Genomic DNA, 21,824 nt, shown 5'->3' with positions numbered 1-21,824 from the left:
TTTTTCTTTATTTTAATGCTTCTTTTTCAAATATTCTCTTTTTTATTTCATAACTCATAAAAAAATACTTTTCTGCTTTTTCTATATTACCTACTTTATGAAACTCTAATGCCAGACTTTCAGTATATTCGTGAATATACTCCGATAAATTTTTTCTTTCAAAGTAAGAAAAACCTTCAAGAATAATTTTTTCTATTTTTTCTACCTCTAAATGCTGACAAAATCCCTTTAGAATTAAAAAGTGATATCTATATTCATCATTTTTTAATTCCTCACAAACCTTCAATCCACTTTCAATTAATTCCTTCGCTTTTTCTATTTCACCTAATTTATAATATTCTCTTGCCTCTAAAAAGATTGCCTTATAATGAGTAGGCATTTTTTTAGAAACCTCAGATAAGTGTCTAATTGCTAAAACTGAAAGATTTTGACTCGCATACAATAAACCTAAATTATGTCTGATTCTTAATACTAACATTTCAGCATCATTTTTTTGTAAAATGTTTATTGCTGACGCAATATATTCCTCACCTTTATCATGCTGCTTTAATTCCGAAAAAGATAATCCTAATATATTTTCGCACAGCGCTATGTTCACTTCATACCCTGCTTGTTTAACAAAGATATCTCTTGCCTTTGAAGCGTATTCAATAGCTGAATATGCGTAATGCAAGTGGTATTTTAATATAGCAACTCTATAATTAAACTCTGCATATTCAATTTCATCTGAAATATGCTCTAATAACCCTTCAGCTTTTTCAAAATAGTTGCTAGCTTCACTATAATTAGTAAGAATTGTATAATGAATGGCTTTGAATAAATAATAATAATAATTAGAATATTCATCATTCGGTTTAGGCAATGCATCTATTTTATCAAAAGCTTTTTTCAAATTACCTAAACCATCTATTAGCACTTTATATCGAAATTCTAACAGATAATAGTGAAATGAAACCTTTACATCTGATTCGATAATATAAAGCTTTTTATCGATCTCTTCTTTTAATTTTTTTGCTTCACTTATACGTTGAGCTCTAATATCTCGATACCAATCATTCAGCATCTTATTAATTAATTCATTGCCAGTGATTTGTATATTCATCAAATCCACTCTCCTTCTTTTAATTATCATAAAAATAACATAATTCGATTATTTGTATCTATCTATATATATATTTCTCAACAATTGAACAAAATTCATTCACTGAATTTTGTTCAATATTTTAATAGACCCGCTGTAAATATGAATACTTTTTCTTATAACCTCTGAATATGAGTATCCTTAAAATCCGTCTCATATTTCAATCCATATCCAAACATTCGATCCATTCCAATATGTGCTGTCCATATTAAGCCAATCATTATAACGGTATCTATCTTAAAATAGACACCTATTAGAACAATTAATATGGATATGATATATGTGTGACATACATTATATATTTTCGCACCAACGTGATTATTAATCCCATATGCTAACATTGATAGATCCGGCGCTAAAAGGAATACAAAAAATATAATCCAACTAAACTCATATATCGAATACATATAAATCGCGGCTAAAAATACAACCATTCCTTCAAAATGTACAATACGTTTTTGCATTATTTATCATTCCTATTTTTCTATATTTATTAATACATTTTCATCGCTAAAAGTATTCTTTTCATTTTTTGCATTTTTTGACCAGATGGTTGCTAATATTGGCCCTGCAATGTTATGCCATACTGCCGCTAATACACTTGGGAGTGCAGCAGCCGGTCCAAAATGCGCTGTCGCCAGTGCAACACCTAAACCTGAATTTTGCATTCCTACTTCTATTGAAATAGCCCTTCTTGTCCCTTCGTCTAGTCCAAGTACGAACGCAGTTATATATCCGAGCAAAAAACCGAAAGCATTATGGAGCATCACCGCAATAAAGATAAGAAGTCCTGAAGAAGTAATGCTACTTACATTTGCTGAAACAACTGCAGAAACAATTATGATAATTGCTACAACTGATATTAAAGGAATAACAGTCATTCCTTTATTAACGATATGAGGGAAAAACTTTTTCACTACTAGTCCTAAAATAATAGGCACAATAATGACTTGTACGATAGAAAGAAACATGGACATAGCATTTACTGGCATCCATTGCCCTGCAAGTAATAGTAGAATGAGCGGTGTAGCAATTGGTGCTAGTAACGTTGATACTGAAGTCATTGCAATAGACAACGCTAAGTTCCCTTTTGCTAAATAAACCATAACATTTGATGCAGTGCCACCCGGTACTGAACCGAGCAACACTAACCCAGCTGCTAATTCCGCTGGCAGATTCATAACGTAGGCTAGTACGTATGCGACAAGTGGCATAATAATAAACTGAGCACATACACCGATAATAACTGGTAATGGTTTTGTAGCTATGATTTTGAAATCAACAGCCTTCAATGTTAATCCCATCCCAAACATGACAACCCCAAGTAAAATCGTTATGTAACTAGTTAACCCGAGAAATGGCGCGGGAATGAAATATGCAATAGCTGAAATACAAATAACCCAAAATGCAAAATACTTTCCAGCTATATTACTTATCGCTTCTAGTACTTTCACCCGATCAGCCCCTATCTTTTAATTGAAACACCTTATTCGGATTCAAAATATTTTGCGGATCAAGAGCTTTCTTTATTTTCTCCATTACACATAATGCCGCCCCATGTTCTTCTTCTTGATACTTTCGTTTTCCGATTCCAACGCCATGTTCTCCTGTACATGTTCCTCCTCGTTTAAGAGCATACAGAACGATACTTTCGTTTATTTCGTCTGCCTTCTTTACTTCCTCTTTATCATTTGTATCAATCATTAAGAGTACATGGAAATTCCCATCTCCAACATGACCTAGAATACCGCCAGTAAGCCCTACTTTATCTAATACCTCTTTCGCATGTTGAATCGCGCCAGCTAATTCCGAAATTGGCACACATACGTCTGTACTCATTAGCTTTTTACCAGGATAACTATGCACGTAAGAGTACGCTAAGTTATGCCTTGCATCCCACAGTTTATTTCTTGCTGCTGTTTCCGTCTCAAACGCAATTTCTTTACATTTATGATCAAGAACGATTTCTTTCGTAAATTCAATATCTTGCTTTAACCCTGCTTCATTGCCGTGAAACTCTAAAAACAGTGTCGGTTCTTCTCTGTAACTTGTTTCATTGTAATGATTTACTTGTTTCATAGATAATTCATCAACGAGTTCAATTCTCGCGATTGGAATACCTGCTTGTAATATGTTAATTACAGCTTCTACTGCATCATTTATAGTTGGAAACGATGCCCTCGCAGCCATAACATGTTCTGGTATACCGTATACTTTTAAAGTTAACTCCGTGAAACATCCAAGTGTTCCTTCTGATCCTACGAAAATACCATTTAAATGATAACCTGATGATGACTTCGCCGCTAAATTCCCGGTATGTATTACTCCTCCATCAGCAAGAACGACTTCTAAATCTCGAACTTGATCACGCATTACCCCATACTTTACCGCTGTCGTTCCGCTCGCATTTGTAGCAGCCATTCCTCCTAACGTTGCATCAGCTCCTGGGTCTACACTAAAAAATAATCCATACTTTTTCAATTCTTTATTAAGCTGAGAGCGCGTCACCCCTGGCTGTACTCTCACAAGAAAATCCTTTTCTCTTATTTCAAGTATTTTGTTCATAAGAGAAAAGTCCATTGTAATTCCTTTTTCGTAAGGAATTACATGTCCCTCTAAACTGGACCCTACTCCAAATGGAACGACAGCTGTTCCGTGCTGAATCGCTATTTTCATTATCGCGCTAACTTCTTCGGTCGTTTTTGGAAAAACAACTACATCAGGTAAACTACTAGTATGATAAGATTCATCTTTACTATGTAACTCTCTTACTGTCGTATTTACAACTACTCGATCTTCGGGAAGTATGCCTTTTAATTCATTTACTACATGTTCAATTGTTATTTCCATAATCAACTCTCCTTTTTAATTTTAAAACAAGTATACCATCTTTATACAAAATAATTAGAAAAATAAGATTATTAAACCTGAACATACAAAAAAGAACCTGCAGCACACGCTACAAGTTCTTTTTCACTACATTTTAAACGATTTCTTTATTAACAACATAAACCAAATTAAAGTAACTGCCATCAACGAATGAGAAAATCCTACAATATAAGTTAACCCTTTAAAGTCAGCTCCATTTAACTGAAGAAGCCCTCTCGCTGCTAGCGAACCTAACATTAATGTTAATGCAATGTTATGTAAAACAAACCACTTATTAAACCCTTGCACTTCATGAAACGCGAATACTTTTGCTAATCCTAAAGCAATTAAAAAGAAGAAAAAGCCAAGTACAAGTGTATGTGTATGCAAAAGATTTAACAAAGTAGATCCTAAAATCCCTTTATACTTACCATACTCCCTAGCGAAAATCCCTGATAATAAACCGATAATCAAATACGTAAACGATGCATTATATAATTTCTTCATTATGTACCTCCTTGAGTAGAATGTGTAGTGTGTCATATTTAGTAATAATGATAGTTATATAGTAAAAACTCCTAGTCACCTAGGAGTCATTGTATAAGCACCTCACTCTTTACAATCAATCCTAATTATAAAATATCTCTCTATACAAAACAAACGAACTTTATGTGAACAAACAAAGCCCCATTAAAATATGTTGCACTTTTATTTTACACAATCCATACTAATTGTTATAACTTTTTAAAGGTGGTGTAATCATTGATAGTTCTTGAAACCGAACGTCTTAACCTTCGTTGGTTTGATATAAAAGATGCTTCTTTTATTCTTGAGTTAGTAAACGATCCTGCATGGATTCAGTTTATCGGTGACAAAGGAGTTAGAAAGTTAGAAGACGCAAAAAATTATATTGTAAACGGTCCCATCGATATGTATAACAAACTCGGATTTGGCCTTTACTTAGTAGAACGAAAAGAAGATCTCACTCCACTTGGTATGTGTGGCCTTATTAAAAGAGATTCATTAGAAGACGTTGATATCGGATTTGCCTTTTTAGAAACATTCCGTTCAAAAGGATATGGCTACGAGTCAGCTTCTGCAATAATCGAATACGGTGTACAAAAGCTCGGCATGAATCGAATTGTAGCAATTACTTCTATAGATAACATCGCCTCAGGAAAGCTTTTAGAAAAAGTAGGATTACGATTTGAGAAGATTATTTCAGGGTCTAAAGAAGATTTAAAATTATTTGGGTATAACGCATAGTAAAGAAGGTCGCCGTGAATGGCGACCTTCTTTACTATTTTACTGATCTCGTAATAATATTTTCCTACACATTGAGATTGCTTGTTGTATAAGGAAGCCTTTCTTTTTTCCATGCAAGAAATCCTCCCTTTAAATTCACTACTTCCTTTATACCAGCTCTTTGTAAAATACTAGCTGCTATAGCGGAACGTAATCCGGTTCGACATTGCAAAACTATTGGACAATCTTTCGGTATATAATCTAGTTGTTCAAATAGATTACCTAAAGTGATATGTATTGCATCATGAAGGCGTCCTTCCTCCCACTCTTTTTTACTACGCACATCGATAACCTTAACGCTTCCACCTTTTATATGCGGATATAATTCAATCGATGTTTTTTCTTTGTAACTTTCAAATCTATCAAGTCTTTGTATTACTTTTAAGGGTGCAAAAGCAATAATATTATCTAACCCAATAGATTCAAATTCTCTAATAATTGCCTCCACTTTAACCTTTTCCTCATCTAGAATTATTAACGTTTCTGTTTTATAATCTAATAACCATCCACACCAAGTTGTGAAAGAATTGTTATAAGGTATGTTAATTGACTTCTCGATATGACCTGCAGCAAAACTCTCTACATCCCTTATATCAACTATTTGATGAACGCTCTTCAAAATTTCTTGAAGTTCTTCTACTGTATTAATAGCATTACTTTTTCTCTTCTTACGAATTGGCGGACCATACTTATTTAAATTCTTCATTAATGAAAAATACTTTGGAGGCTCTGGCTGTCCCGTCAATAAAGTTGATATAAAATCACTTTCTTCATTACACTGAAATGCCCAATTGAACATCTTTTCATAACCTAATGTAGAAGTTGGAATTGCTCCTAATGCTTTTCCACATGCGCTTCCCGCACCATGTGATGGCCATATTTGCAAATAATCAGGAAGTATTTTTATTTTTTGTATAGAATCAAATAATTGTTTCGCTCCTATTTTTGCAGTATCTTTCATACCGAATGCAGTTTCTAATAAATCCGGTCTTCCTATATCTCCTACAAATATAAAATCACCTGTGAATATTCCTATCGGTTTATCATTCGTATAATTATTTTGACTTGTATCAGTCACTAAAAAAGAAATACTTTCAGGCGTATGCCCTGGGGTGTGAATTACATTAAATTTTATATGACCTACTTTAAACTCTGTGCCCTCTCTAACCAATTTGTATCGACCTTTATTAAGATATTGATATTTCCAATCACAATCTCCTTCATCAGATACATATAAATTTGCATGATAAAGATTGGAAAGTTCTCTAGACCCAGAAAGAAAATCAGCATGAATATGAGTCTCAGCCGCAGCAATTACTTCCATTCCCTCTTTCTTAGCAAATTCTATATATTGTTCTATATAGCGACCTGGATCAATTACAATTGCTACGCCTTCCTTCTGACAACCGACTAAATAGGAAGCATGTGCTAATTTTTCATCATAAAAATATTTTAAAAGCATAGCTATTCCCTCCAAATAGGTATTTCAAATTGCTTTTCAATTTTTATAACCACTTTCTATCTTCTCCTATAGGATCCCTTTCAACATAAAATTCCAATACATATATGGCAACATAAATCTTTTAAGTAAAAACATACTATACCTTTCTTTCGCTTGATTAAACGGAAACGTTTCTTGAGGCTCATGTTTATAGTTAAATTCAGCGAGTATAAGACTTTTATATCCTGTAATAATTGGACAAGATGTATACCCATCATATTTAGCCTGCAAATCTCTTCCACTAAGTACGTCCATAATATTTTGTTTTAAGACAGGTATTTGTTTTCGAATTGCCGCTCCAGTTTTAGAAGTAGGTAAATTAGTACAATCTCCAAGTCCGAAAATATTTTTATACTTTACATGCTGCAAAGTATAAGGGTTTATATCTACCCATCCCTGATAATCACTTATTTCACTCTCTTTAATAAAATTTGGTGGCCCCATTGGTGGAACAACATGTATCATACTATATGGTATAGTTTCTCTTTTCAGCGTTTGCGTATCTTCAAAAATTGCTTCTCTCTTTTCGGCGATAATTTCTACTAAGTTTTTATTATAATTCGTTATAATTTGCTTTCTTTCTAGTACTTGTTCTAAAGTATTTGCATATCGTGGAACCTGAAATATGTCAGTGTTTGCAGAATAAAACATTACTTCACTTCTGTTTCTTACACCACTATTACAAAAATACTCCTCTGCTAAATACATAATTTTTTGTGGAGCACCACCGCATTTAATAGGAGTATTAGGGTGGGTAAAAAGCGCATTTCCTCCTTTAAATTTTTCGATTTCTCTCCAAGTAGAGTCAACATATGTATAAGAATAATTGCTACATACCCCATTAGTCCCAATAGATTCTTTTAAGCCCTTAATACCTTCCCAATTTATTTGTATACCAGCTGCTACAATAAGAATTTCATACTCAAGCAGCAGTCCGTCATCTAACAGTATCTTATTTTCATCCGGAAATAACTTAACAACACTTTTAGGGATCCACGTTGCCCCTTTTGGAATAAGCGATTCTTGATCACGCATTGTACTTTCCTTTGAAACAATTCCTCCCCCCACTAAACTCCATAGTGGCTGAAAATAATGTTTTTTTGACGGATCAATAATCGCTATACTTTCTTTCAATAGGGGGATATTTCTTAATAAATGTGCAGTAGAAGATAGTCCTGCAGTCCCAGCACCAACGACAATAATTTTATAACTATCTCTGGTCTTCATTATCCTCTTCCTATCTAAATTTAATTTTTAAATTAACTAATTTGTGGCCGTATTTTCATCGTAGTAAAATTATTATACGTTAAAAACATCACATTTTTATCTTATTAAAATGAAAATTCTGTTAATTTTACCATCAACATTACTTTATGCGTAAATTCCTTATGTTACTTCTTTAATTTGTTTCAAACACTACAAACTTTATATTTTTCAATATTATACTGTATTCTAGCTACATTTAATTACATCACATGCCAATAGACATTGGATTATAAGTCACTTGAAACAAACTACATAGAAACATCCAGTGTCCACATATACAATAATAGGATGGTTTTATATTAATTAATCACTTATATAATTTTTCCTTACAGTTTATCCTTGTCTCAATACTCTCTCAAAGTATCCTTTGTCACTTATAAGAACCGGAATATTCAATTTAGCAATGCGAAAAGTTTGTTTTCAAATATTTTTGTTTATATAAATTTACAAATGAAATTATGGTTATTTAGTTTATATGTATGCAAATCCATCCTGTTGAGCTATTACTCTTTTAAAAACCTCATATGTATTATTTTTATTTAATTTTGTTTACACCCTTAAAAAAAACGAGCATATGATAGTATATACTAATCCGAAAGCCCTATAGTCTACTTTCTAAGAGCACTGATTTGTGTTCTTTTTTTTAATGAAGATTATGTTCAATTTTTGTTACATTATTAAAACTTCCATTTGTTACTCTGAAAAATTCCTCACTTTATAATTCCTATTCACAGTATTTTGACCTTGGAATAGCTAATTACTATATCATAGAATATCTTTTTCATTAAACCTTCTGACCATATTGTATTTATTAAACCTTTGTATTGTAGGATTTAATAGTTATCTCATTGATCATAAAGAGATAAAACCAGAAAGTGATTTCTATTAGTCCAAGCACTTCATGTTACTCCCACATACACTATAAAATGTTTGGACTTTATTACTTCAATTAAAACTTAAAGTTAGGAGGATTTATTATGGCAGATTGTACAGGTTTAGCTTGTTTTCTATTCTCTTCGTGGCCAACGGGAACAGTTGTTACAATTACTACTAGATCAGGTCAAATTATTGGACCTGCTACTTTTTCACTGTTCTTTCCGAATATATGTGCAGTAGTATTGGAAGAAGAAGATGTGATAACCCCTTCATCTACCAATACTACATTCATAAGTTGTGAAGATATAGAAAGTGTTACTTTAACCACTCTTTAAAATGATTCATATTTTTCTAGCTTAATCCATATTTAAGACATTCTAATGAATGTCTTTTTTCATGAAAAATCTAATCAGTATCCCCTGAGATGTAACATTCTATTGACCTATTATTTCAATAAATTGCTTTAATTTAAATTTTTTCTCTTCTAAAGGTTACTTGTCTACACATCGTTCTACAAAACTTCATATGATATAGTATATTGTTTAAAGGAGGAATAAATTTGTTCTTATGCAATTTATTTGGTTGTTCAGGTGGAGTATGTAGTATTTTTAAAAATTTACAGCCAGGCGAAGTCGTTACTGTGACTGGTAAATCTGGGAATATTATTGGACCTGCTATTTTTACAAATTTTAACCCTAATACTTGTATCGTCACATTAGAAGAGGAAAATTCAGTTACTCCTCCTACTACAAGTATTACTAAAATTAGTTGTAAAGAAATAGAAAGTGTTACGTTTATCTCATAATATATTTTAAACCTAAAGCAGGGGTTGAAATATGAAACTCTTATACATTACTTCTGGTTACTCAAAAATTTATCAATATCTAGATCAAAGCATACAAGGAACACTTATAGATCAAAATTTCGAATGGTTAGCGATACAACCGAGTGAATTAATACAACAATTGGATTTCATTACAACAACTTTTCATCCCGATATTGTATTCACCTTATTAGGTAATCATCTACCACAAAAAGCAATTCAATATTTTAAAAAATGGAACATTAAATTAGCTGTATGGTTAACTGAGGATCCATTTTATATAGATACTTCTCTTCTTCTATTAAATAACTTTGATTTTATATTTACTATTGATAGCGAAGCACTTAAATATTACACAGCTTTAGGATATACCAATGTATATCACTTACCATTAGCAACTAATATAGACGTATTTAAACCTAGTCTAAAAAATATAAAATATAAAAGTGAAGTATTATTCATTGGCTATCCTTATCCAAACCGAGTAAAATTAATACATTTCCTTTTAGAAAATACCCCCTATCACTATACTATTATTGGCCGACATTGGAGAAATAAGTTATTAAAAAAATGGAAAAATCACCGAAGAATTAAAATTATAGAAGAATGGATTCCACCTCAAGAAGTTGCGCTCTATTATAACAACGCTAGTCTTATTTTAAATCCTCATCGTAGTCATCTATTTCCACAAAATAAAAATAAAAATAAAGTAAAAAATAATACTATTAATAATCGTACGTTTGATATTGCCGCTTGCCAAGGCTTTCAAATTATTGAAGAAAAGTCTGATCTTTTATCGTTCTTCAATAAAGATGAAATTATATCCTATAACAGCTTTGAAGACTGTTTAAATAAAGTATCTCTTTATTTGGATGACACGATTTCAAAAAGATTAATGGTTGAAAAAATTCATACAAAAGTGATAACACAGCATACTTTTCATAAGAGAATCCACTTTATAACAACTATTTTACAGTCACAGCTTTATTAAAATAGAAATCCCCTTGTGCATATAGATGCACAAGGGGATTTCTTCAAATTAATCTATAACATATTCTTAACTTTTATTTCACTTGAAACATGTATTTTTTATAATTTTTATGCACCGATAAGATAAGCCCGATCATTATCATATTTGAAAACAGTGAACTTCCTCCATATGATAAAAAAGGAAGTGCAATTCCTTTTACTGGCATTATACCAATATTTTCGAAGATTCGAAGTGTTAGAACACTAATTGCCCCGCACATAGTAATGTACCAAACAGATTCTCTGCTGAATATGCAATTATAGTTACTCGATATATAAGAAGTAACAAGACCAATACAACGAGAGCCGCTATTATAAATCCACCTTCTTCAGCGATGGTAGCAAAAATAAAATCAGTATGCTTTTCAGGAATATATACACTTCCTTGACCAAATCCTTTTCCATGTAATTCGCCACTTCCAACAGCTAAAAGAGATTGTTGCGTTTGATACCCTTGATCTGTATTTTCAGCTGGATTCAGCCAACCTATAATGCGTGATTGTTGGTGAGGTTTTAACCTAGTAACTAATTCTTTAAAGAAAAAATCTGGATATCTTACGTATGTAAATATTAATGTAGATAGTAGAGTTACCGGAATGAATGTACAAAATGCAATTAATTTCTTTTGAATCCCTGATATGAATAAATACAATAGATGCTGCGTATAAGAACACCATCCCTGTATCTGGCTGGCTATATACCAGAGCAATAGGAGGAATTGAGACTAACATAATTTTTCCAACCAACAGGAAATCAGTTTTATATGTCCGAATCATATATTTAGCGTTATGATTCATTACTAAATTTGCGACAAATATAATTAGTGCAATTTTGAAAAACTCCGATGGTTGAATTTGAACAATAACAGGAAATTGAAACCATCTTTTTGCTCCCAATTTAACGGGAGTAAATGTTGATTCTGGTAGTATTTTTAATATAACAATTGATGCAAATCCAATAATATACATTGGACAAGATAAATTTTGCCATTGATCCCACTCAATACTTGCAACTAATATTAACAGTACAAAACCAATTAAATAGTTCCTACCTTGCTGAAATGCAAAGTTTGTGCTTCCATACTGGCCAGTTTGTTAACTACTATTTTATGTTTCATCGTCACATTATAATGAAATAGTCATATATTTTCTTGAATTTTAAAAACCTAATTCACTTTTCAATATCTCATTTCTTCCTTAAAGAGGTCTTTTTATAGATGCTCTTCTTAAGTTTTTCAGCATAAAACTAAACATTCCGTCAATACTAAAGATAGGCGAAAGCCAGAACTCATTTAAACGTCCCTGTAGTTCTTCTCTTTTCTTTATTAAGCAGCTAGCTTTCACTAGCTGCTCTTTTATTTACATATATCATAAGGATTTGAATATATTATGTTTGAAAGTACGCTGTTTTATCAAAAGGTGATCCGGTGACAATTTCTTTTTTATTTCTACAAAATAAATTTTTTACTAGATACCTTTTCGTATAATATATGCAAGCTTGTTAACACTATAAATGTAACTTTAGGTTACATATCTATTACTTTCAGGGCCTAATTTTCTTTTGTGCAACAAGTGTTTAGCTAGCTTCGCTGGCCACTTTGTTGTACCGAATGAACTTTTTATTTCTCAACACCTAACATATGGTATCGATATTCCAATAATGGTAATATGAAGGTACCTTCAGTTGTTAAATATTATGCCCTTTTTAAAGGCCCTGTTTTTAAACAGGGCCTTTAAAATTTATTCTCTACTTAAATAGTATTTTTGTTATAAATCTTTCTATAAACACTCTCATTTCCTCGATATCAAATTAAATCCCATGAAACAGGCGTCCCTTTTTCGATATCCTTATTCGCTTTTTTCCCAATAATTTTGGATATGTGTTTTGGTAATAAGCCATTCCCTGGTCTAATAGCTTTAACATTTTCATTTGTAAAGAATTCTCCCGCTTTTATGTTTTCTACTACATATAATGATCTTCTAAATTTTAAAGAATCTTTTTCTATATCAGTCGGTCCATAATATACATTCCCCAAAGATTCCCATGCTTTTTCAGTTTCGCTTACTAATAATTTAAATTCAGCTGGTTCCATTGAAAATTTAGCGTCAACTCCTCCATCTAACCTCGAGAGTGTTAAATGTTTCTCAATTACTGTGGCCCCAAAGGCAACACTCGCTACAGATACTCCTACACCCAGTGTATGATCAGATAAACCCACCTGACATTTAAATAACTCTTTCATATGAGGTATGGTAACTATATTTGTAGATTTTGGAGACGCAGGATACGTACTCGTACATTTTAATAGAATTAGTTCTTTACACCCTTCTTCTCTCGCAGCCCTTACTGTTTCATCTAGTTCGGCAATTGAAGCCATACCTGTCGAAATAATTATTGGTTTTCCTGTTGCGGCTACTTTACGTATGAGGGGGATATCAGTATTTTCAAAAGATGCAATTTTATAACATGAAACATTTAATGTCTCTAGAAAGTCTACAGCTGTTTCATCAAAAGGCGTACTAAATGGTATCATCCCTAACTCTATACAGCGATCAAAAATTGGTTTATGCCACTCCCATGGTGTATATGCTTCTTTGTATAAATGATAAAGTGATTTGCCTTTCCATAAACTTTTCGTATCGTGAATTGAAAAATCACCATTTTCTATATTTAAAGTCATTGTATCTGGTGTATATGTTTGAATTTTAAATCCTTGTGCCCCGGCCTCCGCAGCTGCCTCTACAATTTTCAACGCTCTATCTAATGATTGATTATGATTTCCTGACATTTCTGCAATAATAAATGGTGGCAAACTATTGCCAATCTCTCTACCTCCGATATATACATTACTCATTTTTTTCACCTTCAAGTTCTATTTTTATAGCTTCTTTTCTTTCCTCCCATTGTTCACGGGACAAGGTCATTGTAATGACATCTATATAATCATTGTCCCTATAAATATAATCTTCATATCTTCCATCTTCTTGGAAACCAAGTTTCTGATGAAAATTTAAACTAATACAGTTTGATTCTATTATTTCTGCATATACTTTGTGTATGTCTTTAATTTCAAAAATAAAATTTAATGCTAATAAACCTAATACAGTTCCGGCACGTCTTACACTTTGTTTTTCACCTATATAAAATCCCCAATAACAAGTTCGATTCATTTCATCTATTTTTGTAAAATTAACAAATCCAATTGGTTTTTCTTTATATATTAATATTCTTGCAACCTTTGTTTCATCCATTACGAGTTTTTCATACCACTTTAAATGTTCGTCTATTGTTATTTGATGATCTTCATACATAACTGAACGTATTTCTTTTGCATTCCGCCAATTTAAAATAAGTTCTAAATCTTTCTTTTCTAACCTTTCCAATTGAAAATCCTCAATATCTAACATACTATCCTCCTAAAATATTTTTTGCTATTTCATTTGAATTACTGGCACACTGTATAGAAAGAGCTTTATTAGACATTTCTTTCACTATTTTAGAATTTGATAAAAGTTTGTTTAGACATTCCATAATTGCTTTATCCGAAACACTTTCAGCTGTACCAATATTCCATGTAGCTCCAACCTTTGCTACAGCCTTGGTTACTTCAATTTGATTTTGTGCAGTTGTAATTGTAATAGAAGGTAATCCAAGAAAGCAGCGTTCCCATGTGGTTGTTCCTCCAGCTCCTATCCCTAAATCCGCTCGTACGAGAAGCTCTTCCATATTTTCTATTTGACAATAATATGAAACGTTAGAAACACTCTTACAATAAGTTTGAATCTCCTCTTTATGCGGATTTTGGCTTCCTACCACAACATCTATTTTTAAGTTATCTTGATTTATATTTTGTAAGGCTCTTAATGTTTTTAATGTTTCATTTGTTACATCATGCCCACCAAAAAAAATAAAAATCCTCTCAATTTCTCCTGTTCTTTTTCGTGAAAATTTCTTAGCAGCATGAAACTCTGGCCGTAATATAGCATATTTAGGCCCCAATTTTACTAATGAGTGCTCTGGTATTAAATCTTTATAGCGATCATTAGGGTTATCGTATAAATTTTGGTCTAGTAACAAATCACAGTCGTGCATTCGATTTGCAAGATCATCGATTACCATGATTTTCCTTACAGTTTTTCTTAAAGCAGACTCCCACCTATTATCTAATCCATAATGATCAACGATTAACCAATCACACTTGGGAAGTTGCGACAAAATATCATTGGTCTGCTGTGCATCAACAAACCAATGATATTTGAGCCAATTTAAATAACTCCCGTGTTCTGAACTTAAGAAATTTGTATTTTCACCATCTCCATCTAATACAAACACACAAAATCCCTTATTTAAAATATATTGATGTAAATCACCTTCTAGCTTACGACAAATGAAATATACTTGAGCACCTTTATTCCGTAACTCGTGGGCCAGTGTTAAACAACGCATAATATGACCGGTACCTATTTCAATAGATGCGTCGGCGCGAAAGGCAATTTTTTTCTCAAGCAAGATACTCCCTCCTCACTAAAAGCACTACAATTTATTAATTTATAATATCGTTTCTCTATTTAACTCATCTACTAATGATTGTTGATTTGCCCATTTCAATTTTACATGACTATTAATTTCAATAAGTTCAGGGTTTCGAAGGATGTAATCTTTTATTTGATGAAAGAATAAAGGTTTAGATTTTACATTCAGACCTCTATAAAGTTCATTGAACATATCTAAATCTGGTTGTTCATCTAATGTTAACCTCCAAGTAGGATAACAAACTGCTGGAGGAAGTTTCACTACATTGATACGAAATAAATGTGGATTATTAATAAAATAAAACGGAAGGTATTCTGCATAAGTTAAAGGTTTTGGGGTTTGTAGTAATCGTTCGATTGCCTCTAATGTAAAAATATCACCTGCTGTTCCAACAGGTAACGTACTTAACTCTGCCTGTGTATAGTCTGCACCACTTTTCAAATGTTCATCTAGTAAAAAAGTATTTATTTCAGGTGACACAGCTGGGCAATCCCCTGTAATCCGTATGACAATATTTGCATTTTCTTGTTTTGCAGCTTGGAACATGCGATCAGCGGTATTTTCTGGATCACCTCTAAAAATCTTAACTTTCCCGTCTAAATTAAATTTTTCCAAAGGGTCATCTTGTGCAATATCTGAAGTAGCAAGTATGACCTGGTGTTTTCCTGGAATAGCTAATGTATTTATAAGACATCGTTCAATGGAAGGAACTCCGTGTATTGGCAATATTGCCTTTAAAGGTAACCTAGTAGATTTTAAGCGGCAAAGTACAATTATTACTACCTTTGGAGGTTCAATAACCTCTTTTGTTATTGGGGTACCTGCAGACAAATTATATACAGCTACCTGAGGTAATAATTCCTCTGCTTCAAGCTCGGTCAGCGCATTTTCTACAACATTTAATTCCATTGTTACTTTATTAGCTGTAATAATCTCTCCTTTTTTAATGTCACCTTTTGTAACTGCTCTTAACAATTTTTGGTTTTGCAATTTTAATAACACCCCTTTCATTTAATTTTTAGCAACTCTATAAAACGAAAGAACTTTTCTCACAGCTTGTATTACATCCCACACATCAGCTTCTGTCATTTTAGGAAATAGAGGCAGCGTAATAATTTCCTCATATACATTTTCTGCTTGCGGACAAATACCTTTTCCATAACCTAATTTTTGATAAAACGGTTGCAAATGTACGGGTATATAGTGCACATTCACACCGATATTTTCTCTTTGTAATGCCTCGTAAACTTCTTTTCGATTACATTTTAATAATTTAGTATTTAAACGAATAATATAAAGGTGCCAGCTTGAATCGGTTTGAGGCAATTGCTTTGGTATGATGATTTCAGATAAACAACTAAATTCTTTATTATAAATGTCTACATATTTCTTTCGAATTTTAATAAAAGAGTCTAATTTATTTAACTGTGATAAGCCAAGAGCAGCTTGTATATCCGTTATTCTATAGTTGTAACCTAAGAATTGCATTTCATAATACCAAGGCCCATGATTTTCAAGAAGATTTCGAGGATTCTTTTCAATTCCGTGCGTACGGAATTGAAAAAGTTTTTCGTAAAACAGAGGATTATTTGTGGTAATTACCCCCCCCTCTCCGGTAGTAATATGTTTCACCGGATGAAAGCTAAACATTGTCATATCACCAATTGAACCAATCTTTTTATTTTTATATGTGGCTCCTAATGCGTGGGCTGCATCTTCAATGATAATCAAATTGTTTTCTTTTGCTATTTTTTGTATTTCTTCTAACTCTACAGGCTGACCAGTAAAGTGTACGGGAATAATAGCCTTTGTTTTGTTTGTAATCTTTTCCTCTATAGATTTAGGACTAATGTTATATGTTCCATTGTCAATATCAGCGAATACCGGCTTTCCCCCTTGGTATAAAATACAATTTGCACTTGCTACAAATGTCATCGGAGTTGTAATTACTTCATCTCCCTCAGTTATGCCTGCTGCATAGCAGGCAGCATGCAATGCAGCTGTACCATTTGAAAAGGAAACAGCGTATTTTGCTCCCACATATTTCGCTATAGCCTCTTCAAACTGTTGAACCATTGGTCCTGTTGTTAAAAAATCCCCTTTTAATACATCTACAACAGCCTGAATATCATATTCATCAATTTGTTGCTGGCCATATGGTAAATAAGTTTCTCTAACAGGCTTTCCTCCATGCATACCGAGGATTCCCCTTACCATTACTCTTTCTCCTTAGGATTAATTTTTAAAGATTTAATCCACTCTTCTGTTTTAATAACTCCATCTTCTAAAGAAACTTTTGGTTCCCAGTTTAATATTGTTTTTGCTTTTTCATAGTTACATAATAATTTTTGAATTTCACTTTGCGGATGGATATGAGTTACATGTTGAATGCTTACTTTATTTCCCGAAATCAATTCTGCTAATTTATTAATGGATATATCTTGCCCTGTTCCAGCGTTGATAATATGACCATTTGCTTTTGCAGAGTATCCTGCTGCCACAACAAAATCTGCACAATCTTCAACGTATAAAAGGTCTCTCGTTTGTTTTCCATCCCCATATATATTCAGTGGTACATTATCTAATTTATTATTTATAAAAATGGCAACAACCCCACCTTCCCCACCTGTTTTCTGGAATGGACCATACGTATTAAATGGGCGAATAACCACTACTGGTAGCTTATAAGCATAATAGTAAGATAAAACCATGTTTTCAGCAGCAATTTTTGATCCCGCATATGGAGAGGCTGGTTTAATTGGGTCTAATTCTGATATCCCTTGTATATTAGTAGCTTTATCATATACCATACAAGTACTCATAAAGACCATTTTGACATCATAATTAAGACATTGTTCTAGCAAATTAAAAGTACCTATTGTATCATTTTCAAAAGTTGCTCTAGCATCATCTATACTATCTTGAACATTGATACTCGCTGCTAAATGATAACAAAGGTCAAATGAATTATTTTCAAATAATTGAGCAACTAATTTTTTATCTTTAATATCTCCTTGAATGCATTGTTTTAAATTTAGATCGTGTGCAAACTCGGTAATATTTGCAGTAGTTGAATTTGCTAAGTTGTCTAATATCCATACTTCATGCTTATCCTGCAATAATCTCTTTACAACCCACCTACCAATAAAACCTGCACCACCAGTTACTAATATTTTCATATTTTCTCCCCTCCTGTTAATAGCTGCTGGTTTAATATTAAATTTCTAAGCTCTTCTTTTGAAATAGCATTTTGATTATCAGAACGGTAAAAGCCTGCCTTCGCCCTTTTTGCATTTTCATATTGAGTACCCTTTTTTAATGGGCTAGGAATGATAAACATATCTGGTAATTCAAAAGCCTGTAAAGATTCATCATGTGTCATAAGTTCTTCATACATTTTTTCACCCGGTTTTAAACCAATTTCTTCAATTTTAATATTCTCCTTGGACAATCCATATAACTTTGTAACTTCTTCTATCATCACTTCACTTAAATCGTTTAATGAAATAACTGGCATTTTTAATATAAAAGTTTCACCACCCTTTGCTATTTTCATTGCTTCAATTGTTAACATAGTTGCTTGGTTCAGTGTCATCATAAATCTACTCATACTAAGATCCGTTACAGTTATTTTTTGGTTTTCTTTAATTTGATTTTCAAATAAAGGAATGACAGAGCCTCTTGATCCCATCACATTTCCGAAGCGAACACTTGTAAATGTCGTTTCACTTGAACCTTTTGAATATTCCGCTGACGTAATCAATCTTTCAGCAGTCAATTTTGTTGCACCGTAATTATTTGTTGGTGAAATCGCTTTATCAGAACTTGTAAAAACTACCTTTTTTACTTTCTGAGCAATTGCCGCTTTTATTACATTTTGTGTTCCAAAAATATTGGTCAAAACTGCTTCAAACGGATTATATTCACAAAACGAAACATGCTTCATCGCGGCCACATGAAATACATAATCAATATTTTCCATCGCACTAAATACTCGATCATAATTACGAATATCCCCAATTAAATAACGAATATTTCGATTTTTATCCCTAAATTCTTCTTGTAATAAAAATTGATTGTATTCACTTCTACTAAAAACTCTTACCACTTTTGGCTTTTCCTGTAGAACATTAGAAAGAATGCTTTTTCCAATTGTTCCTGTTCCACCAATAATTAAAACATTTTTATCTTTAAAAAACATGAAAATATATACCTCCTCATATTAAAAAATAATTTTAGCAAAAAAACTCTCTTCAACTTGTTTGTAATTCCATAGGCAATCCATTTGTTGAGAGATAAACTAGTTTGCCGGATATAGAAACATACGTTTCTATTGCAAGTTTAAAATACATATTAATCATTGAAAACTGAGGATATAATCTTTTACTTCAAATATTTATAAATGGTGACGATTTTAATCTTTTTCAATTTGAATTAAATTTATTAATCTTTTTGTGCATGCTTCTTGCGGATAGTTTTCATTAATAAATTTTCTTCTTAATTCTTTTGCTAAATTTGATTGTAAAGGATTATTTAGAACCTTTTTAATCGTGCTAGTCATATCCTCCATAGAATGATTTACAAGCCAATCTAATGTATCGTAATATTTATAATCCCTTTCCTCTAATAAAGATTTATAAACAACTACAGGTATATCTAATAACATTGCCTCTAATCCCACTGTTGAATTTGAGATAACCACAAGATTTGCATGTAAAATAACATCATATATGTTTACTTCATTTGTTATATATTTAACATTAGGATATAAGTTACTTAACTTAGTATATTCTCCCACTAAATTACGCCCTTTTTCCCAAGGATGTGGTTTTATAATAACCGTAATATTTTTGTCTTCCACTAACTTTTCTGTCAATTCAGTATAAAATGAAGTTTTAAATGGCTGGGTTGCAATAAAAACCACTTTTGTAGAGGGGTCTATTTTTAATTTATTAAAAAGATTCTTTTTATCCATATATACTCTATCAAAGATCTCATCATATCTGGGGTGCCCTAGTATTTCGATTTGAGATTCACTGACCCCTTTTTGAAGGTACCAATCTTCTTCATATTTCCCATATACGACCTGTTTTGTTGCGAAAACCGGAAAGTATGCTTCTTCCCCCATTACTGCACCATGCTGCAGACAATAACTCGGTATACCCTCACTACTAGAAAGAAAAGTAAGAGCTCTACTTGTTATATCTTCCGTAGTACCGACAATCACACCAGAAATATCTTGTTCTTTAAAAATAAAATGAGCCATATTAAGTTTCTCAATCATGATAGGAAGGTCGCTTAGTAATTTTTTTTGAAAAAAGAGGTTTGAAAATAGTGGGTGCTTATTAAACTTTAAAAAGATTTCTTTAGCTTTTTCTATAAAAACATGTGCGGTATTAGCAGATTTATTTATATAATCTGGTGCACAAACTGTAGGAAGACCATAGAGTTCGGTCTTTTTTGATCTAGTTAATATCTTTGTTTGATTTGGATTAAAGTGAGTAAAGTTACTTACTGAAAAACGGAGATAATCTGAATTTAGGAGGATTGCTCCATTTTGGTTTTTTCTTTTTATTTTTGATTGAAATACAGACATTATTTTTTCAAACTCTAACTGTAACTGTGTTTCTGCTATTGGCTCAATTGACAATTGCTTGTAAAAATTATTATCTTTCATTTTATTTTTTATATCTTCATCTAAATATTGATAAAAATTACTCAGTAATGGTAAAGGAATATTATAATGCTTTAACCTTGAAAAAATATTTATATACTCTAAATTTAATAGCCAGTAATTTTTCAAATAAATGTCACTCAATTTTTCACCCTCTTTTTCTTCTTAAGTCTTCCCTTAATTCTTTGCATGTTCTTTGTGGTGGTAATAATTGCACAAATTCATTTTTTTCTTCTGCAAATAACTGCGCATGTATTGAATGGGGAGTAATATAATTGATATCTAAAATTTCATCTAAGGGATAAAAATCCCAATAGTGATTTAATCTCCAAAAGAAGCGTGCATCTCCTATCCGGTAAAACTGAGGATCTTCATCCCAATAAGAATTCCACCTTTTTTCAAGAATTGGTAAAACAGATGCTCTATGCATAATAGAACAATGATCAATTGTACATGGAGCATTATTCGTAATTTTTTTTGCAGGTCTCTCAACCGTTTTAATAGGCATCTCTGTTTCATCTATATGAATCGTTTTTGATGCAGAATAAATAATTTGAACATCTTTATTCTCATCAAGATAACTAGACATCTTTTTAAGACGTTCTTCTTCATATTGATTATCATCTGTAATATAAGTTATATATTCTCCTTTAGCATGCTTAAGTGCCTCATTAATTAAAGCGGCATATCTTACTTTTTTTGTCCTTTCAGAAATATGAGCTACATTACTTTTATAAAAATGTACATTTTCATTATTTATGAATGGTTGAATCACCTTCTGGGTCATTTCATCTGAATCATCATCCAT

The 21,824-nt window shown here is 32.1% G+C and carries 20 protein-coding genes and 1 pseudogene; 4 read left to right on the top strand and 17 right to left on the bottom strand.

Annotated elements, in window-relative coordinates; translation table 11 throughout:
- Positions 1-7 precede the first annotated feature (7 nt).
- The 5 genes from DN403_RS21965 to DN403_RS21945 form a co-directional block, all read right to left on the bottom strand.
- On the bottom strand, positions 8-1,102 hold the full coding sequence (locus DN403_RS21965; protein ID WP_001025501.1) for a response regulator aspartate phosphatase: 1,095 nt from the start codon (positions 1,100-1,102) through the stop codon (positions 8-10).
- 155 nt (positions 1,103-1,257) lie between these two features.
- Positions 1,258-1,605, bottom strand: a complete 348-nt coding sequence (locus DN403_RS21960) for a DUF4260 domain-containing protein (RefSeq protein WP_001172057.1) — start codon at positions 1,603-1,605, stop codon at positions 1,258-1,260.
- Between the two features lie 12 nt (positions 1,606-1,617).
- Entirely contained in the window at positions 1,618-2,595 is a 978-nt protein-coding gene (locus DN403_RS21955) for a bile acid:sodium symporter family protein (RefSeq protein WP_000865847.1), read from the bottom strand.
- A 4-nt stretch (positions 2,596-2,599) separates the two neighbouring features.
- Entirely contained in the window at positions 2,600-3,991 is a 1,392-nt protein-coding gene (locus DN403_RS21950; RefSeq protein WP_000406587.1) for an FAD-binding oxidoreductase, read from the bottom strand.
- 126 nt (positions 3,992-4,117) lie between these two features.
- Positions 4,118-4,516: a DUF2871 family protein gene (locus tag DN403_RS21945; protein ID WP_000737896.1), complete on the bottom strand. Its 399-nt coding sequence runs from the start codon at positions 4,514-4,516 to the stop codon at positions 4,118-4,120.
- A gap of 255 nt (positions 4,517-4,771) precedes the next feature.
- Between DN403_RS21945 and DN403_RS21940 the strand changes: the two genes are divergently transcribed.
- Complete coding sequence (locus DN403_RS21940; protein WP_000636210.1) at positions 4,772-5,275, top strand: GNAT family N-acetyltransferase; 504 nt, start codon at positions 4,772-4,774, stop codon at positions 5,273-5,275.
- Positions 5,276-5,339: 64 nt separating this feature from the next.
- Here the strand turns inward: DN403_RS21940 and DN403_RS21935 are convergent, their stop codons facing one another.
- Positions 5,340-6,776 carry an MBL fold metallo-hydrolase gene (locus DN403_RS21935; protein ID WP_000925303.1) on the bottom strand — a complete coding sequence of 479 codons (1,437 nt, stop codon included), beginning with the start codon at positions 6,774-6,776 and terminating at the stop codon, positions 5,340-5,342.
- A gap of 66 nt (positions 6,777-6,842) precedes the next feature.
- A complete protein-coding gene (locus DN403_RS21930) occupies positions 6,843-8,042 on the bottom strand; it encodes an FAD/NAD(P)-binding oxidoreductase (protein ID WP_000857326.1) in 1,200 nt (399 codons plus the stop codon).
- Between the two features lie 1,016 nt (positions 8,043-9,058).
- Between DN403_RS21930 and DN403_RS21925 the strand changes: the two genes are divergently transcribed.
- The 3 genes from DN403_RS21925 (at position 9,059) to DN403_RS21915 (ending at position 10,771) form a co-directional block, all read left to right on the top strand.
- Complete coding sequence (locus tag DN403_RS21925; protein ID WP_000752669.1) at positions 9,059-9,292, top strand: hypothetical protein; 234 nt, start codon at positions 9,059-9,061, stop codon at positions 9,290-9,292.
- Between the two features lie 224 nt (positions 9,293-9,516).
- On the top strand, positions 9,517-9,762 hold the full coding sequence (locus DN403_RS21920) for a hypothetical protein (protein ID WP_000477970.1): 246 nt from the start codon (positions 9,517-9,519) through the stop codon (positions 9,760-9,762).
- A gap of 31 nt (positions 9,763-9,793) precedes the next feature.
- Positions 9,794-10,771 carry a CgeB family protein gene (locus tag DN403_RS21915; protein WP_000772272.1) on the top strand — a complete coding sequence of 326 codons (978 nt, stop codon included), beginning with the start codon at positions 9,794-9,796 and terminating at the stop codon, positions 10,769-10,771.
- A 73-nt stretch (positions 10,772-10,844) separates the two neighbouring features.
- Here the strand turns inward: DN403_RS21915 and DN403_RS21910 are convergent.
- From DN403_RS21910 to DN403_RS21865, 10 genes and pseudogenes are all read right to left on the bottom strand, one after another.
- Positions 10,845-11,903, bottom strand: a pseudogene (locus tag DN403_RS21910) (FtsW/RodA/SpoVE family cell cycle protein); the annotation flags it as partial.
- 710 nt (positions 11,904-12,613) lie between these two features.
- Entirely contained in the window at positions 12,614-13,663 is a 1,050-nt protein-coding gene (pseI, locus tag DN403_RS21905) for a pseudaminic acid synthase (protein ID WP_000073381.1), read from the bottom strand.
- Positions 13,656-14,216 (bottom strand): UDP-4-amino-4,6-dideoxy-N-acetyl-beta-L-altrosamine N-acetyltransferase, encoded by a 561-nt coding sequence (pseH, locus tag DN403_RS21900; protein ID WP_000884084.1) that lies wholly within the window; start codon positions 14,214-14,216, stop codon positions 13,656-13,658. The genes pseI and pseH overlap by 8 nt, the downstream gene beginning before the upstream one ends.
- 1 nt (position 14,217) lies before the next feature.
- Positions 14,218-15,318 carry a UDP-2,4-diacetamido-2,4,6-trideoxy-beta-L-altropyranose hydrolase gene (gene pseG / locus DN403_RS21895; protein WP_149185736.1) on the bottom strand — a complete coding sequence of 367 codons (1,101 nt, stop codon included), beginning with the start codon at positions 15,316-15,318 and terminating at the stop codon, positions 14,218-14,220.
- Between the two features lie 39 nt (positions 15,319-15,357).
- Positions 15,358-16,353, bottom strand: a complete 996-nt coding sequence (locus tag DN403_RS21890) for a cytidylyltransferase domain-containing protein (protein ID WP_000679359.1) — start codon at positions 16,351-16,353, stop codon at positions 15,358-15,360.
- A complete protein-coding gene (gene pseC, locus DN403_RS21885; RefSeq protein ID WP_000251480.1) occupies positions 16,354-17,559 on the bottom strand; it encodes a UDP-4-amino-4,6-dideoxy-N-acetyl-beta-L-altrosamine transaminase in 1,206 nt (401 codons plus the stop codon).
- Complete coding sequence (locus tag DN403_RS21880) at positions 17,559-18,521, bottom strand: dTDP-glucose 4,6-dehydratase (protein WP_000699376.1); 963 nt, start codon at positions 18,519-18,521, stop codon at positions 17,559-17,561. The genes pseC and DN403_RS21880 overlap by 1 nt, the downstream gene beginning before the upstream one ends.
- Positions 18,518-19,543, bottom strand: coding sequence for an SDR family NAD(P)-dependent oxidoreductase (locus DN403_RS21875; RefSeq protein WP_000465155.1), 1,026 nt, complete (start codon positions 19,541-19,543; stop codon positions 18,518-18,520). The genes DN403_RS21880 and DN403_RS21875 overlap by 4 nt, the downstream gene beginning before the upstream one ends.
- Positions 19,544-19,756: 213 nt before the next feature.
- Positions 19,757-21,160: a CDP-glycerol glycerophosphotransferase family protein gene (locus DN403_RS21870; RefSeq protein ID WP_016098778.1), complete on the bottom strand. Its 1,404-nt coding sequence runs from the start codon at positions 21,158-21,160 to the stop codon at positions 19,757-19,759.
- A 4-nt stretch (positions 21,161-21,164) separates the two neighbouring features.
- On the bottom strand, positions 21,165-21,824 hold a 660-nt coding region (locus DN403_RS21865), incomplete at its 5' end, for a glycosyltransferase (RefSeq protein WP_149185735.1).

The sequence above is a fragment of the Bacillus sp. AY2-1 genome (assembly GCF_008368965.1).
GTDB classification, from domain to species: domain Bacteria; phylum Bacillota; class Bacilli; order Bacillales; family Bacillaceae_G; genus Bacillus_A; species Bacillus_A thuringiensis_S.
Note: the sequence above shows the minus strand (reverse complement) of the source record. Positions and strands in the feature narration are given on the sequence as shown.